At 40.4% G+C, this 12,993-nt stretch carries 15 protein-coding genes and 7 tRNA genes; 14 read left to right on the top strand and 8 right to left on the bottom strand.

The annotated features are described in order from the left end of the window. Positions 1–7 precede the first annotated feature (7 nt). From H5122_RS13550 to H5122_RS13540, 3 genes are all read right to left on the bottom strand, one after another. Positions 8–781, bottom strand: a complete 774-nt coding sequence (locus H5122_RS13550) for a Zn-ribbon-containing protein (RefSeq protein WP_002958242.1) — start codon at positions 779–781, stop codon at positions 8–10. A gap of 13 nt (positions 782–794) precedes the next feature. Further along, positions 795–1,061: a hypothetical protein gene (locus H5122_RS13545; protein ID WP_182682297.1), complete on the bottom strand. Its 267-nt coding sequence runs from the start codon at positions 1,059–1,061 to the stop codon at positions 795–797. A 96-nt stretch (positions 1,062–1,157) separates the two neighbouring features. Then, positions 1,158–1,394, bottom strand: coding sequence for a DUF2789 domain-containing protein (locus H5122_RS13540; protein WP_002958240.1), 237 nt, complete (start codon positions 1,392–1,394; stop codon positions 1,158–1,160). 153 nt (positions 1,395–1,547) lie between these two features. Here H5122_RS13540 and H5122_RS13535 point away from each other — a divergent pair, with 153 nt between their 5' ends. After that, positions 1,548–2,201, top strand: coding sequence for a GNAT family N-acetyltransferase (locus H5122_RS13535; RefSeq protein WP_182682296.1), 654 nt, complete (start codon positions 1,548–1,550; stop codon positions 2,199–2,201). A gap of 739 nt (positions 2,202–2,940) precedes the next feature. On the opposite strand, the gene H5122_RS13530 is transcribed toward H5122_RS13535, so the two are convergent. Next, positions 2,941–3,240 (bottom strand): DUF3301 domain-containing protein, encoded by a 300-nt coding sequence (locus H5122_RS13530; protein ID WP_002963032.1) that lies wholly within the window; start codon positions 3,238–3,240, stop codon positions 2,941–2,943. Next, on the bottom strand, positions 3,241–4,269 hold the full coding sequence (locus H5122_RS13525; RefSeq protein ID WP_182682295.1) for a DUF3549 family protein: 1,029 nt from the start codon (positions 4,267–4,269) through the stop codon (positions 3,241–3,243). Positions 4,270–4,373: 104 nt separating this feature from the next. Between H5122_RS13525 and H5122_RS13520 the strand changes: the two genes are divergently transcribed. Genes H5122_RS13520 through H5122_RS13510 form a run of 3 tightly spaced genes read left to right on the top strand, consistent with a single transcriptional unit; the run spans position 4,374 to position 5,900 of the window. Then, positions 4,374–4,694 carry a YqcC family protein gene (locus H5122_RS13520; RefSeq protein ID WP_182672058.1) on the top strand — a complete coding sequence of 107 codons (321 nt, stop codon included), beginning with the start codon at positions 4,374–4,376 and terminating at the stop codon, positions 4,692–4,694. After that, positions 4,687–5,451 carry a tRNA pseudouridine(65) synthase TruC gene (gene truC, locus H5122_RS13515; protein WP_182682294.1) on the top strand — a complete coding sequence of 255 codons (765 nt, stop codon included), beginning with the start codon at positions 4,687–4,689 and terminating at the stop codon, positions 5,449–5,451. Before H5122_RS13520 ends, truC begins: the two co-directional genes overlap by 8 nt. Next, positions 5,451–5,900 (top strand): flavodoxin, encoded by a 450-nt coding sequence (locus H5122_RS13510; protein ID WP_010553680.1) that lies wholly within the window; start codon positions 5,451–5,453, stop codon positions 5,898–5,900. The genes truC and H5122_RS13510 overlap by 1 nt, the downstream gene beginning before the upstream one ends. A 76-nt stretch (positions 5,901–5,976) precedes the next feature. Here H5122_RS13510 and H5122_RS13505 read toward each other — a convergent pair whose 3' ends face one another. Beyond that, positions 5,977–7,557, bottom strand: coding sequence for a LysM peptidoglycan-binding domain-containing protein (locus H5122_RS13505; RefSeq protein WP_182675669.1), 1,581 nt, complete (start codon positions 7,555–7,557; stop codon positions 5,977–5,979). A gap of 155 nt (positions 7,558–7,712) precedes the next feature. Beyond that, positions 7,713–8,486: a hydroxyacylglutathione hydrolase gene (gene gloB / locus H5122_RS13500; RefSeq protein WP_182682293.1), complete on the bottom strand. Its 774-nt coding sequence runs from the start codon at positions 8,484–8,486 to the stop codon at positions 7,713–7,715. A 53-nt stretch (positions 8,487–8,539) separates the two neighbouring features. Here gloB and H5122_RS13495 point away from each other — a divergent pair, with 53 nt between their 5' ends. After that, entirely contained in the window at positions 8,540–9,325 is a 786-nt protein-coding gene (locus H5122_RS13495) for a class I SAM-dependent methyltransferase (protein WP_002963022.1), read from the top strand. Positions 9,326–9,488: 163 nt separating this feature from the next. Here the strand turns inward: H5122_RS13495 and rnhA are convergent, their stop codons facing one another. After that, positions 9,489–9,953: a ribonuclease HI gene (gene rnhA / locus H5122_RS13490; protein ID WP_182682292.1), complete on the bottom strand. Its 465-nt coding sequence runs from the start codon at positions 9,951–9,953 to the stop codon at positions 9,489–9,491. Between the two features lie 68 nt (positions 9,954–10,021). On the opposite strand from rnhA, the gene dnaQ reads away from it, so the two are divergent. The 9 genes from dnaQ (at position 10,022) to H5122_RS13445 (ending at position 12,979) form a co-directional block, all read left to right on the top strand. Continuing rightward, positions 10,022–10,735: a DNA polymerase III subunit epsilon gene (gene dnaQ, locus H5122_RS13485; RefSeq protein WP_149602937.1), complete on the top strand. Its 714-nt coding sequence runs from the start codon at positions 10,022–10,024 to the stop codon at positions 10,733–10,735. Positions 10,736–10,744: 9 nt separating this feature from the next. After that, positions 10,745–12,115 (top strand): TIGR03503 family protein, encoded by a 1,371-nt coding sequence (locus H5122_RS13480; RefSeq protein WP_182682291.1) that lies wholly within the window; start codon positions 10,745–10,747, stop codon positions 12,113–12,115. 97 nt (positions 12,116–12,212) lie between these two features. Next, a tRNA-Asp gene (locus H5122_RS13475) sits at positions 12,213–12,289 on the top strand. Positions 12,290–12,316: 27 nt separating this feature from the next. Further along, a tRNA-Asp gene (locus tag H5122_RS13470) sits at positions 12,317–12,393 on the top strand. A gap of 41 nt (positions 12,394–12,434) precedes the next feature. Further along, positions 12,435–12,511, top strand: a tRNA-Asp gene (locus H5122_RS13465). A 31-nt stretch (positions 12,512–12,542) separates the two neighbouring features. Next, a tRNA-Asp gene (locus H5122_RS13460) sits at positions 12,543–12,619 on the top strand. 38 nt (positions 12,620–12,657) lie between these two features. Continuing rightward, positions 12,658–12,734, top strand: a tRNA-Asp gene (locus H5122_RS13455). A gap of 37 nt (positions 12,735–12,771) precedes the next feature. Then, positions 12,772–12,848, top strand: a tRNA-Asp gene (locus H5122_RS13450). Positions 12,849–12,902: 54 nt separating this feature from the next. Then, positions 12,903–12,979, top strand: a tRNA-Asp gene (locus H5122_RS13445). Positions 12,980–12,993: the final 14 nt, after the last annotated feature.

Raw genomic sequence — 12,993 nt, 5'->3', positions numbered from 1 at the left:
AAAGTAGTTACTGAAAATCCCACGATATATTAGACACCAAGCCACACGGCTCACACCTAAAGTCGAATAACCCAAACCACGATTCAGGTAATTTCCAGTCGCCATTACAACTAGGGCACTTTCGTTCAAGTTCAGACGCTTTATCTACGCCGCCTACACGGTATAAATAATAATAGGTTGGCTTTTTAGTTAAAAAACTAATTCGCTTTGTTATGTCTTTTCCGCGTCTGTATAAGTCGCTTTGAATACTCGATATTTCTTCAAGCGCCGGAAACTCACAACGGGTTGCGCCATTAATTTGGATTTGATCGCAGGCTTGCCAATCTTCTTGCCATTTTATAAGCGTTTTATAGTCACCATTAGCAATTGCCGGAATACGAAATAGCGGCACAGGCAAAAAGTCATCACCACAATAAAGCGGACTGCACGTATGCACATAGGTTGTATATAAAATATAACTTGATGGTTCTTTGCAGCAATCAGCGCCGTTGGAGTGAATATCTTGTCCAATCACTTTTACTTTTGGCGCAAGTAGCCCAGCACTATGTAACTTTTCGATACTGTGCTTAACAAACGGGCTGTTATTTAGCGGGTGCATTGCATCTTCAGTAGGGCACATTACGCGGGTAATAAAAAATCCATCTTTTAAAACGGTTGGAAATTCTTCCCCCATTATTTGACCATTAAAACGCAGTGCATTTACTAAGCGATTTATTGCTTGTTCGGCTTGTTCTAGGGTGGTGTCTTGGTAGCAATCAAAAGTTAAATCAACAACGAACATTTATAGTCTCAAATTATTTTTGTTCTAGCAGCGCAAGAAGTTTATCGAGTTTTTGCTCAATTCTATCTAATTGACTTGTTTTAAGCTCAGTATTATCTGACTGCAGTGGGTTTCTCATGAAGTTATTAATTGAATCAGGATTGTTTTTATATTGGCTTACTGCTGCAATAATCATCGGCATTGGAACCGGTTGCGCCAAGCGGCTTTTAGTTAGTGCTACAGTAGGGGTTTTGCCTTCATCGAGAAGGGCTTTGATTGCATCAAATACAACTGAATTCATTAGATATATAACTCTTTAATAAAATAAATACGCAGCATATAAATGCTGCGCAGATGCTATGTTAGCAATAAATAAGGGAGGGTACATTAAATAAAATTACTTACTTTGACGAATGCGCACATCTAACTCGTCAATTACTTCACTCCAATCTCCGTCTTGTGCAAGGGATTCAGCTAAAAAGTGCTGTTGTGCCTCATCCCAAAAAGAAGCTTCTTGGAGTAATGTTGTGTCTTCTAATTCATGTGAGGCAATAAATGCATCTATTTGCTCATCACTATTTGGTAATCCAAGCTGTGCAAAAAGTGTGTTAATGTCGTGTTTTGTCGTATCCATGATATTGCTCCTTTAAATGAATGAAAATTCATACTAGTACCTAACTGTACCTCCTGCTAGTTAAACTCTCGCTGAATTTACGGTTAATAATTTTAGGTATATAGTTAGGTTTAAAGTTAAACAGCCTATAGCTAAAATAATAAAGGAAATACAATGAGTGTAACCACACCAGCTGATACGTTCAGCGTACAGTATTTAGCTGCAGAAGATATTAGTACTGCAGCGAGCCTAATTTATCAGGCTTATCATGACGATCCTGTATTACTAAACATGCTTAGCTACAATGACGAAAATAAACCAGTTTACGAAAAAAAATTACGATCATTAATTCGCGAAGAGCTCAGTAGTTTTTGGCAAGAAAAACAGCCATTAATTGGTTTATACCGCAACGATAAATTAAAAGCAGTAGCGTGTGTATTTGAATCTAATAGCCAATTACAAGCGCAGCGTTATTGGCACTGGCGTTTAAAATTAATGCTGAGTGCGGGCTACTTACAAACAAATCAATTAATAGATAAAGAACAAACAATTAGAGACGCCCTTAAACAAAAAGGCAATTACTATTTTTTAGCTTTTATTGCCGTAGATCCGCATTTTCATGGACAAGGCTTTGGCCGTTACTTACTACGCGGGCTTGACGACTTAGTTAAATGTAACGCTGAGTCAACGGGGATGGCTGTATTTGTAACACGTAAGGAGCACATTGAATTTTTTAAAACTGAAAAGTTTGAAGCTTTTAAACACCTTACTTTTAATCAAGTAGAGGGCGAGTTACTGTTTAAATCAATAATTGAGCCAACTATTTAAAATTATAATGTGAGCCAATGCGCCCAAACGGACATAAGACCGTGAGATATTTCTCACATCATCGTAAGCATTGTCACTTAAAGGCTACTAATAAGTAGCCTTTTTTGTTCTAAGTTATTGTTCTGCAGTGTTTATTTTGTTTTTTCATTTTTGTGACGTTTATTTATTTAGTGTTAAGTCCTATTTCTCCCCCCTGATTGCTTTAAACTTCTCTTTGTCAAGACGACATAGCTCAATGATTGAGTTACTGCCAGGGATAAGGAATAGGCAACATAGTAGACGCTAGCAGGAAGCATAAAGGACAAGCTAAAACGGATACAAGGAAGAATAAGGAAGTGCATGAAGCACTTAGTAGCTAGGAGTTACTTTAGGATAATCACGGATGACGCTACAGGAAGTAGCAGGAGCGTTAGTTTACACAGGACTGCCAAGATGGCAAGTGGACATTGCAGGATGCAAAAGTGGCAGGAGCTACTTAAAAGGATTACCAAGGATGATGCTACAGATGTAGCCAAACGATAGATTTCGTGGGTTTGCCAAGGTGGCCATGGATATTGCAGGATGCAATGTGAGGGTAAACAAGGTTGTTTACTCGTTCAGGGGATGATAATACGGATTTAAGATAATGGATATCTAGCAGGATGCAGTCCAATTGGGGCGTAACTTTAGTTACGCCTTAGTTTTTTGTGTTGAATTAAATTTATTAATTTAAGACACACACTCTTAAAGTATATTAAGTTTATATTTTATGCGGTGGAACAACCACACTTTTCAAAAACTCATTCTCCATAATTAACACACCTTGATAAGCATTTTCACCGTCGCTTGAAAACTCAAATATAAATTCACTTTTAATGCCTGGCTTGCCGTTCTTTAAAAAACCAAAGCGGCGTTTTGTGCATGCAACACTCATCAACTGCACCTGCAGTTGCTCACTTTGACGTTTAGCATGAACGTTCGCCGCTTCAGCAACCTTTCGGTTAAGCCAAAATAAGTAAATTACACTACCAATAAGTATGAACGTCCATAAACTTGCCATTTAAGAGAATAACCTTCCAATTGCGCGCGCGAGGGTTTCGCTACGATTTTCTTTACGTAATAAGCCTAATAAATGCGGGCGAATAGTCGGTATTGCAACTAAGTCAGCAAAAATACTTGGAAACAATTCTTCAATTTTCTGATGATGCGCGCAATTATCCATAAATACATGTAAGCGTTCAGGGTTTTCTAATTGCTTAAAACACCGCCCAGCTATTGTTAGTAACACGTCAGAGTCGTACCTCACTGGTGAGCTTAGTACAGTATCGACTAATTGAGCGCATAACCCTTGAGCTTGACCTTTTGAAGCTGATCTTAGTGCTGCGGTTATAGCCACTGTGTCGTTGTTACTAATTGCACCCTGGGTGTAATCAACAAGTAACTCACTCATTGATGTTGGTATTTCAACGTGTTCAAGCATTGCACTGAGTGGTTGTAGTACTTCAATAGGTAAATGCGCCCATGCTTTTTGCAGATTACTTAAGTTTGTATCGCTGTTTAAGCGTAGTGCAAAATCGGCAATACCCTGTAGTGCAACACTTTGCCAATTATCAAAACCAATTTTACCGCTAAAGTACAGTTGTGTATGCTCGTAATACTGCGATGCAGGCTGTTTTAATAGTACTTTTACTTGGGCGTTAAATGCCGCTAATTTATTTGCGTTTGGTGTAAAAACATAAGGGTTATTATCAAGCTTTCCATCGGCTTGTTCGCCTGTGATTTCAGTGCCTAGCGCTTGAATAACCATATCAGCAAAGTGATCGCGACTAGCACTGACAAGCATACTTTGCTCATCAAGTGGAAATTTTAAAAACCATACATACGGTTCTTTACTGGCTTTAGTATCCCAAAATTGAATAGCGAGCCATGCATGACCAGCAAGTGGATAAGGGTAAGGCACTTGAGCTTGTTCAATAGCTAAAAATTGTTTTTTATCAAGCTTAGTAATGTGCCTGCCAATATCAAAAGCACGCCACTGAGTACCCGCACCATCTAAAAGCTGACCTAATGTAGCTATTTGATCACTCATTGTTTTCTCAACTGTTTTTACTGCAAAATTACATTAATTATACGTCATAGCCGCCTATGAGGGAACAGGGTATAATTGCATTACATATATAAAAGAGGGTGGTTATGTACCAGCAAACCCAAACTTATTTAGTGCAGCTAACGGCACTTTTACAAAAACACGCGCTTTGGCAAAGTGAGCCAATAGACGCTGAGGCACTGCTTTCAAATACTCCTTTTTGTCACGATACAATGGCATTTGAGCAGTGGTTACAATTTGTATTTATTGAAAAAATACAGCAATTATTAACACATAGGCAACCACTACCGCGTAACTTTGCTATCGCCCCTATGGCGCAAATGACACTTGTGAATAAAGCCGGAAGCGATGAAATTATTGAATTACTAACAGCCCTTGATACCTTTTTAGGAGAACCAAATGAGTGAGCGTCTAGCGCCTATTGAATATGGCGAGCTGACTATTTTGTATCAAGATGAAAACTATGTAGCTATAAATAAGCCTTCAGGCTTATTAGTGCATCGCTCGTTTTTAGATAAACACGAAACCCAGTTTGCTATGCAAATTTTGCGCGACCAGCTAGGGCAACATGTATTTCCAGTACATAGGCTCGATAGACCTACGTCGGGCGTATTGCTGTTTGCACTGAGCTCTGAAGCAGCTCGTGATATGAACCAGCTATTTATTGAAGGCACCATCGCTAAACGTTATTTAGCCTTAGTGCGCGGCTTTGCGCCAGAGTCAGTATTTCTAGATAAACCGCTTAAAGAAGAACTTGATAAAATAGCCGATAAGTTTGCAGATCAAGATAAAGCACCGCAAGAAGCGCAAACCCAGTTTAATTGCTTGCACCAAGCTGCATTGCCTATTCCTATAGGTAAGTATCCAACAGTGCGTTACTCGTTAGTTGAGTGTTTTCCAAAAACTGGGCGCAAGCATCAAATTCGCAGACACTTAAAGCACTTATCACTGCCTATCATTGGGGATGTAAATCATGGTGATAACCAGCATAATCAATTTTTTAGGGATCATTTTGAGCTAAGACGCTTAATGTTATTTGCAACAGAGCTTAGTTTTGTGCACCCTTATAGTAATGAATCAATAACAATTAAAGCGTCACTAGGTGAAGACATGCTTGAAATATGTAAGCAGCTAGGTTGGCCAGAGCAAGAAAAGGATTATTAATGGCACATATTAGTATTTTTGTAGGCAGCGTTAATGGCGGTGCAGAGCGTTTAAGCGATGAAGTTGCAGCCACAATAGAGCAAGCGGGTCATACTGCTACAGTAATTACTGAAGCATCACTTGATGATATAAAAAATGCATCGCATATTTTAATTGTTACCTCCACAACAGGCCAAGGTGATGTACCGAGTAATTTGGCCGGATTGTACTTTGCAATGAATAGCACTTTCCCAATGCTTACCGATAAACCGTTTGGTGTAATTGCAATGGGTGACAGATGTTACGGCGATACATTTTGTGGCGCAGGGCGAAGCTTTGACGAGCTACTTCGTGATTTACAAGCAAAGCCTGTGGGCAACCGCCTAGAAATAGATGCATGTGAAGATTTTGAACCGTGGCCGGTAACCGAGCCTTGGTTAAAAGTATGGCTAGAAAAACTACCTGCTTAACCCTTAATTTTAAGGTATTAAAAAAGGAGCGCATGCGCTCCTTTTTACTTTTTTACTTTTAATATAGTTTTATAAATTAACTACTTCTGACATCAACTTTAAGTTTTAGCTTTTGGCCAGGTTGTAAGTATTTTTGACCGGCTAAATTATTCCACTTAATAATTTCGTTAACGCTTAGATTAAACTTAGACGCAATACGTGCAAGTGAGTCACCACGGCGTACTTTGTATGTAATAGTACGGTTGGTACTTGCCGTTGCTTGTGGTTTATTAGCTGACTTATACACAGTAAGTTTTTGATTTAGGCGCAGTACAGAGTTTTTCTTTAGCTTATTCCATTTAGCCAACTCATCCATAGTTACGTCATATTCGCGGCTAATGTCCCATAACGTGTCGCCACTTTTAACTGTGTGCGAAAGCTTTGTGCGAGTTGCTTTATTAGCAGCTAAACGCATCTGCTTTGGTAAATGTTCGCTATTTATAGCGCCATCAGTAAGCGGGACTAGTAACTCTTGGCCTACTTTAATCGTATTTGATTTGAGTTTATTAAGCGATCGGATTGCACTTGAGCTCGTTGTAAATTTTTTGGCAATTACTGATAAGCTGTCGCCTCGAGCCACAATATAACGCTGCCAGCGTAATCTGTTTTTAACATCAGTGTTTGCTAGTTTTTGGCTAAATTGCTCTGCTTTATCTACTGGCAGTAATAAAGAATGTGGGCCATTAGGATCAGTTGCCCAGCGATTAAAACCGGGGTTTAATCTGTATAGCTCAGTAAGCGTCATATCGGCCATATCAGCAGCAAGTGCTAGATCTATTTGCGAGCCAACATCAACCACTTCAACCACTTGTGCATTAATTACTGGTTGCCATGTAACGTTAAAATCATCTGAGCGTTTTAATAAATCGGCAAGTGCTAATAACTTTGGTACGTAGGCTGTTGTTTCGCTTGGTAAATCAAGAGACCAAAAATCGGTAGGTAAATGCTTTTTACGATTCTTTTTAATTGCGCGCATCAAGCGCCCTTCACCTGAATTATAAGCAGCAATCGCATTTAGCCAATCGCCTTCAAGTGTTTTATGTAAATACGATAAGTAGTCAAGTGCTGCGCGAGTCGACTGCACTATGTCGCGACGACCGTCGTACCACCAGTTTTGTTTTAAATCGAATCGCTCACCGGTTGCAGGCATAAACTGCCAAATGCCCGATGCGCTGCGATTAGAATAACCAAACGGGTCAAATGCGCTTTCTACAATAGGCAGTAGTGCAATTTCGATTGGCATTTCGCGCTTTTCTACTTCTTCAACAATAAAGTGTAAGTAAGGTTCTGCACGTTTAGAAATACGATCTAAATAGGCTTGGTGGCGAGCGTAATAATTACGTTCAGTAACAACAGGGCGGTTTTGCGGTATTTCGATAGAAAGTTGGTAGCGAATTCGCTCCCACACATCATCAAACACGGGAGCTTCTTGCTCATCAGAGTCAACTTGCTGATATTGTGCGTTTACCATCAATGCATTGTTAATGTCGTTAGGACTTGCGCCTTCGAGTTGTTGGTTTGCTTGCGTGGCAACTTTAGAGTCTGACTCTAATGTTGTCAGTGTTTGACAACCACTTAGCGCTAACGCCAAGGCTACTAATAGGGGAGATTTATTCATAAATACCAATACATCGGGTAAAAAACTCGGCGAATACTACCTGCTATGAGTTAACATTGCCACTTAATGACATTTTAAAACGCAGAAATAGAATCATCACTATATCTTAAGTTAATGATTCTAATAAAATAAATATTAAAGTATTAGTTTTTGCATTAAAAATTGTCTTTGAACTGTCTCAGACTCGCAAAGTTTCCCCAAGGTTCATTGTTTTTTGTAACCGAGATAAATTTCTCGGGCACTAACTCTATAATGGTTGGCAAATCGCTACGCATAAATGGATTTATTTTTAGCTCCTGTCCAATAGAGGTCGGTAGAGAAATTTGATTATTACTGCGTAATACATCTACTTTTTTACTGTACGCGAGTAGTTCTGGATTGCGTGGTTCAACTGCTTTGGCAAAGGCAAGATTAGCTTGCGTGTATTCGTGTGTGCAATACACAACACAGCTTGCAGGCAGCTCTCTTAGTTTATTAAAAGATTTCCACATTTGCTCTGGCGTGCCTTCAAATAAGCGCCCACATCCGCCGCTAAATAATGTATCGCCTGTAAAAGCAAGTTCATCATTTGTGTAACAAATATGATCAAGCGTGTGCCCAGGAGTTGCTAAAATAGTAAAGTTAATATTAAGCACACTGATGCTTTGTCCATCAGTGAGTGCGTGAGTGACGCCTTTAAATGGACTATTTGCAGGGCCATAAACCGATATATCTGGATAGGCGTCAACTAATTCAGCTACGCCATCAGTGTGGTCGTAGTGATGATGCGTAATTAAAATACCACCAAGCGTTAGTTTGTGCTCAGCTAAGTACGTTAATACGGGATGTGCTTGGCCTGGATCGACTACCCATGCTTGGTTACTGTTATTGGTAGTTAAACACCAAATGTAATTATCAGAAAAGGCTTTAATTGCTTTGACTTGCACCATGGTAAATTGCTCTATAAAGTGACACTTATCACATAGTATAACGAGCTCAAAAAATGAAACCAGCCCTTAGTTTTCAAGAAGGACCCAAACCACTGTCGTGGCAGCAGTTTCCTCATGGGGATTATTTACGCACAGATATTGAACGTAAAATGGAGCAATGGCTACCGCGTATGTTTGGCTATCATATGCTTAAGTTGGGTAATTTAAGTGGCGAATTAAACACAAGTATAAGTACGATTAAACACCAAGTGTGTGTTGCAGAGCCTGGGCCTTACACCGGGGTAGTTGCTGACATAGATGAATTGCCATTTTACGAGCACAGTATTGATGCCTGCATACTAAGCCACTGCTTAGAGTATCATTCAGACCCACATCACATTTTACGAGAAGCACATCGCACGCTTATTCCGGGTGGTTATATACTAGTGACTGGTTTTAACCCGTTTAGTTTGTGTGGGCTTGCACAAATGCTGCCTTTTAGTGGTCAGAAATTACCATGGACGGGGCGCTTTTTTACCCCTGCGAGGGTTAAAGATTGGCTAAATTTATTGGGTTTTGAAATTGTAAGTGACGAACGTTTTATTTATTCATCACTGGCAAGAGGTAACAGGTTATCAAGATTTGAGTTTTGGCGGACTTTTGCAAAACAGTATTTAAAACCAATGGGCAGTGTTTATATGCTGGTGGCACGAAAAAGAGTTGCGCCACTTACGCCAATAAAACCTAAGTGGCATGCTAGGCCGCAATTTGCACCAGTAAAAGGGGCAGGGCTTAGACAAACGTCAAAGCAACACTTTAAATCGTGCGAGCAAAAAAATAATACCAATTGCATTAAGTAAGTGATCTATTATAGCGCTAAGAAAATAGCACATTAACAAGGCGAAAATTGTGACATATAGTTGTTCTATATGAATAATTTTTAACGCAGTTAGTGAGTTATTTAATGCGATAGAATGAACATGTTTTTAATAAAATTGGTATAACAACTAGCTTAGAATAAATTTAAGGCTGGTAGCCTACATCTTCTAGTAAATCTTTACTGCCAGCGGCATCGCGGGCTAAATCGTCAACTATTTCGTTGTATTTATTGCCGCTATGCCCTTTAACCCACTTCCAAGTTACATTGTGCTCGCTACAGGCTTTATCTAGGCGTTTCCATAAATCGACGTTTTTAACCGGCTTTTTAGCTGATGTTAACCAGCCACGTTTTTTCCAGTTAGTGATCCACGATTCAATGCCTTGTTTAACATATTGGCTATCGGTTGTTAGGTTTACTTCGCATTCTCGAGTGAGTGATTCTAGGGCTACAATAGCCGCGAGCATTTCCATTCGGTTATTTGTTGTGAGTATATAACCTTGGCTCATTTCTTTTTCGTGGCCGTTATAAATCATAAAAATACCATAACCGCCGGGGCCTGGATTACCTAAACATGAGCCGTCGGTGTAAATCTCTACGGTTTTTTGCACTGTTTTACCTTGATCTTATGTACAATAAAGTGATTATAGAAAGATACCAGAATCAGGCTAAATTCGATATGGCACGTAGACAAATAGTTTTAGATACAGAAACCACCGGCATCGACCCTAAACAAGGGCACCGTATTATAGAAATTGGTTGTGTGGAGTTAGTAAACCGTCGTTTAACAGGCAATAACTTTCACGTTTATATAAACCCACAACGGCCAAGTGAAGAAGAAGCAATCGACGTTCACGGTATCACTAACGAATTTTTACGTGATAAACCACTGTTTCATCAAATTGCCCAAGAGTTTTTCGACTATATTGAAGGGGCAGAGTTAGTTATTCATAACGCACCGTTCGATGTTGGTCATATGGATAATGAATTTGCACTACTTAATCAGGGCTATCCTAAAACAGAGACTTTTTGTCAAGTTCTCGACACGCTTAAAATGGCGCGTGACTTGCATCCAGGTCAAAAGAACAATCTTGATGCATTATGTCGTCGTTACGATGTAGATAACGCAAAGCGAACACTTCATGGCGCGCTACTGGATTCTGAAATTTTAGCCGATGTTTACCTTGCCATGACGGGTGGTCAAACAAAGCTGAATTTGAATCAAAACAAAGATGACGGCAGCGAGCAACAGAAAGGCGGTATAAAGCGTTTAAATAGCGATAGAGCCCCATTAGTTGTATTGCGAGCAAGCGACGCTGAGCAAAGCGCACACGAAGCACGATTAGATCTTGTAAACAAAGAAGGCGGCCAATGTATATGGCGCGCTAAATAAGGCGATTTAATGAAAACGATGTATTTTGTAACAGCGTTATGTGCCGCTAGTTTATTTACTGGCAATGCATATGGCGTAAAACAAGTAGAAGTGCTCAAGCGCGATGGGCATCAAAATGAGATCCCTTTACTTGATAATCGTTTTCGCATAGATAGCAAAATAGATGAAATAACACTGCTGTTTTTTAGAAAATCAGGTGCACCTGCTGTTATTTTAGTGCGGCCCGATGGCAGTAAGTACTTTGCTACTGACTCAGTTAAAAACCCTAACTTAGATTGGTTTGACGAACTCAGCTACGATTTAGTTACCATAAAAAAACCTATGGCAGGTCCTTGGCAAGTAATAGGCAGTATTTTGCCCGATAGCAGAATAGTTGTATTAGGCGAAATATCTCTTGAGGCAGAGCCTCTTCCTTCAATGTTGTTTAGGGGGGAGACAATAAAAATCACCGGGAAAATACTAAACGACGGTGAGCCAATTAACACAAACCTATTTAGGGATGTTGTGAGCCTTAATGTTGACTTTGTAAGTACCAACAATGAAAACTTTGCTAACTTTGGCGCAGGCATTCAAGAAGTAGCGGAATTTAAGGACGATGGACGTGGGTTTGATGAGCGCCCTAAAGATGGTGTGTTTACCGGCGAGTTTACTTTAGATTTTCCTGCGGGTGAATGGACACCAGAGCTTTACGTGGCAACACCTCTGCTGCAGCGTCGCATTGTGCAAAATACAATAGAAGTGCACGAGCCACCTTTTGTAACCGAAGTCGCGTTAGCAGAGCAAGACACAGACGAGCATCTGTTAACTATAAATATAGACCCAAGTATTGTTAAGCCAGAAACAGTCATCATCCAGGGAAAAATATACTATCCCAATAACGAAGAGCAAATGTTTACCATAGATGCTGCAGCTAAAGACTCACGTCAGCTTAGTGTTAAAAATTATGATTGGGGTAGATATAGTGTTGAACTGTCTGTTTTTGGCACTAATATTAATGGTCGTGAATTTATGGCAACGCTGCCAACGTATAAATTTGAGATAGAACGACCCATAGAAGCGGTGCCCGAAATTGATCCGGCAACGATTATTACACCAGATAAAATGATTGAGAGTGAACCTGCTGAAGAAGAAATGGCCACATCGACAATTATTAGTTTAATTGTAGGCTGCAATACGCTTATTTTATTACTCGGTTGGTTGTTAATTCGTATATTTGTTCAGAAAAAACCGATTAAATTTAAAGTTAAGCTGCCTTTTTTAAAGAAAAAGAAAACAAGCGAAGGTGATGTTGCCGACACAGAAAAAAATCAAGTCGGTAAAAATGGCTCAAAAAATGACAGATCAGGTGAAATTTTAAACCTTTCGATGACAGATGACTAAAAAACCTATAAAAAAACAAAAAAGCCCTTGACGAAATAGGGGTTGGTTCGTATTATTCACGCCGCTGTCAGGGAGACCTAAACAGCAACGAAAATATGGAGTGGTAGTTCAGTTGGTTAGAATACCGGCCTGTCACGCCGGGGGTCGCGGGTTCGAGTCCCGTCCACTCCGCCATTTTCGTAAAACTTGTAAGTAAAAGCTGGAGTGGTAGTTCAGTTGGTTAGAATACCGGCCTGTCACGCCGGGGGTCGCGGGTTCGAGTCCCGTCCACTCCGCCAACACTTACACAACGTATGGTTGTAAAACATATTCTTATTATGGAGTGGTAGTTCAGTTGGTTAGAATACCGGCCTGTCACGCCGGGGGTCGCGGGTTCGAGTCCCGTCCACTCCGCCAATAAGAAAAAATAACAGTTTAAATATGCGCTGGAGTGGTAGTTCAGTTGGTTAGAATACCGGCCTGTCACGCCGGGGGTCGCGGGTTCGAGTCCCGTCCACTCCGCCAACTATTTAAACAATGTTATATTACAAAATTTGTATGCTGGAGTGGTAGTTCAGTTGGTTAGAATACCGGCCTGTCACGCCGGGGGTCGCGGGTTCGAGTCCCGTCCACTCCGCCAACAAATTAAGTAATAACAAGTATAATGATATCTCTGCGGAGTGGTAGTTCAGTTGGTTAGAATACCGGCCTGTCACGCCGGGGGTCGCGGGTTCGAGTCCCGTCCACTCCGCCATTTGATATCATGATTAAAATTAGTAAGTGCATTACCCCATGCACATACCACTGCGGAGTGGTAGTTCAGTTGGTTAGAATACCGGCCTGTCACGCCGGGGGTCGCGGGTTCGAGTCCCGTCCACTCCGCCACTTGTTATTTCCTC

Origin of the sequence: Pseudoalteromonas sp. SG43-8, assembly GCF_014164245.1 — a bacterium.
Taxonomy (GTDB): domain Bacteria; phylum Pseudomonadota; class Gammaproteobacteria; order Enterobacterales; family Alteromonadaceae; genus Pseudoalteromonas; species Pseudoalteromonas distincta.
The sequence above is the reverse complement of the archived record's forward strand: the minus strand, read 5'-3'. Positions and strand labels throughout refer to the sequence as shown.

Bases quoted from the DNA above. Each gene is read 5' to 3' on its own strand.
- H5122_RS13535 (WP_182682296.1), top strand. From the start codon at position 1,548: ATGAGTGTAACCACACCAGCTGATACGTTCAGCGTACAGTATTTAGCT.
- H5122_RS13530 (WP_002963032.1), bottom strand. From the start codon at position 3,240: ATGGCAAGTTTATGGACGTTCATACTTATTGGTAGTGTAATTTACTTA.
- H5122_RS13520 (WP_182672058.1), top strand. From the start codon at position 4,374: ATGTACCAGCAAACCCAAACTTATTTAGTGCAGCTAACGGCACTTTTA.
- H5122_RS13550 (WP_002958242.1), bottom strand. From the start codon at position 781: ATGTTCGTTGTTGATTTAACTTTTGATTGCTACCAAGACACCACCCTA.
- H5122_RS13480 (WP_182682291.1), top strand. From the start codon at position 10,745: ATGAAAACGATGTATTTTGTAACAGCGTTATGTGCCGCTAGTTTATTT.
- H5122_RS13540 (WP_002958240.1), bottom strand. From the start codon at position 1,394: ATGGATACGACAAAACACGACATTAACACACTTTTTGCACAGCTTGGA.
- H5122_RS13495 (WP_002963022.1), top strand. From the start codon at position 8,540: ATGAAACCAGCCCTTAGTTTTCAAGAAGGACCCAAACCACTGTCGTGG.
- gloB (WP_182682293.1), bottom strand. From the start codon at position 8,486: ATGGTGCAAGTCAAAGCAATTAAAGCCTTTTCTGATAATTACATTTGG.
- H5122_RS13510 (WP_010553680.1), top strand. From the start codon at position 5,451: ATGGCACATATTAGTATTTTTGTAGGCAGCGTTAATGGCGGTGCAGAG.
- dnaQ (WP_149602937.1), top strand. From the start codon at position 10,022: ATGGCACGTAGACAAATAGTTTTAGATACAGAAACCACCGGCATCGAC.
- H5122_RS13525 (WP_182682295.1), bottom strand. From the start codon at position 4,269: ATGAGTGATCAAATAGCTACATTAGGTCAGCTTTTAGATGGTGCGGGT.
- H5122_RS13545 (WP_182682297.1), bottom strand. From the start codon at position 1,061: ATGAATTCAGTTGTATTTGATGCAATCAAAGCCCTTCTCGATGAAGGC.
- H5122_RS13505 (WP_182675669.1), bottom strand. From the start codon at position 7,557: ATGAATAAATCTCCCCTATTAGTAGCCTTGGCGTTAGCGCTAAGTGGT.
- truC (WP_182682294.1), top strand. From the start codon at position 4,687: ATGAGTGAGCGTCTAGCGCCTATTGAATATGGCGAGCTGACTATTTTG.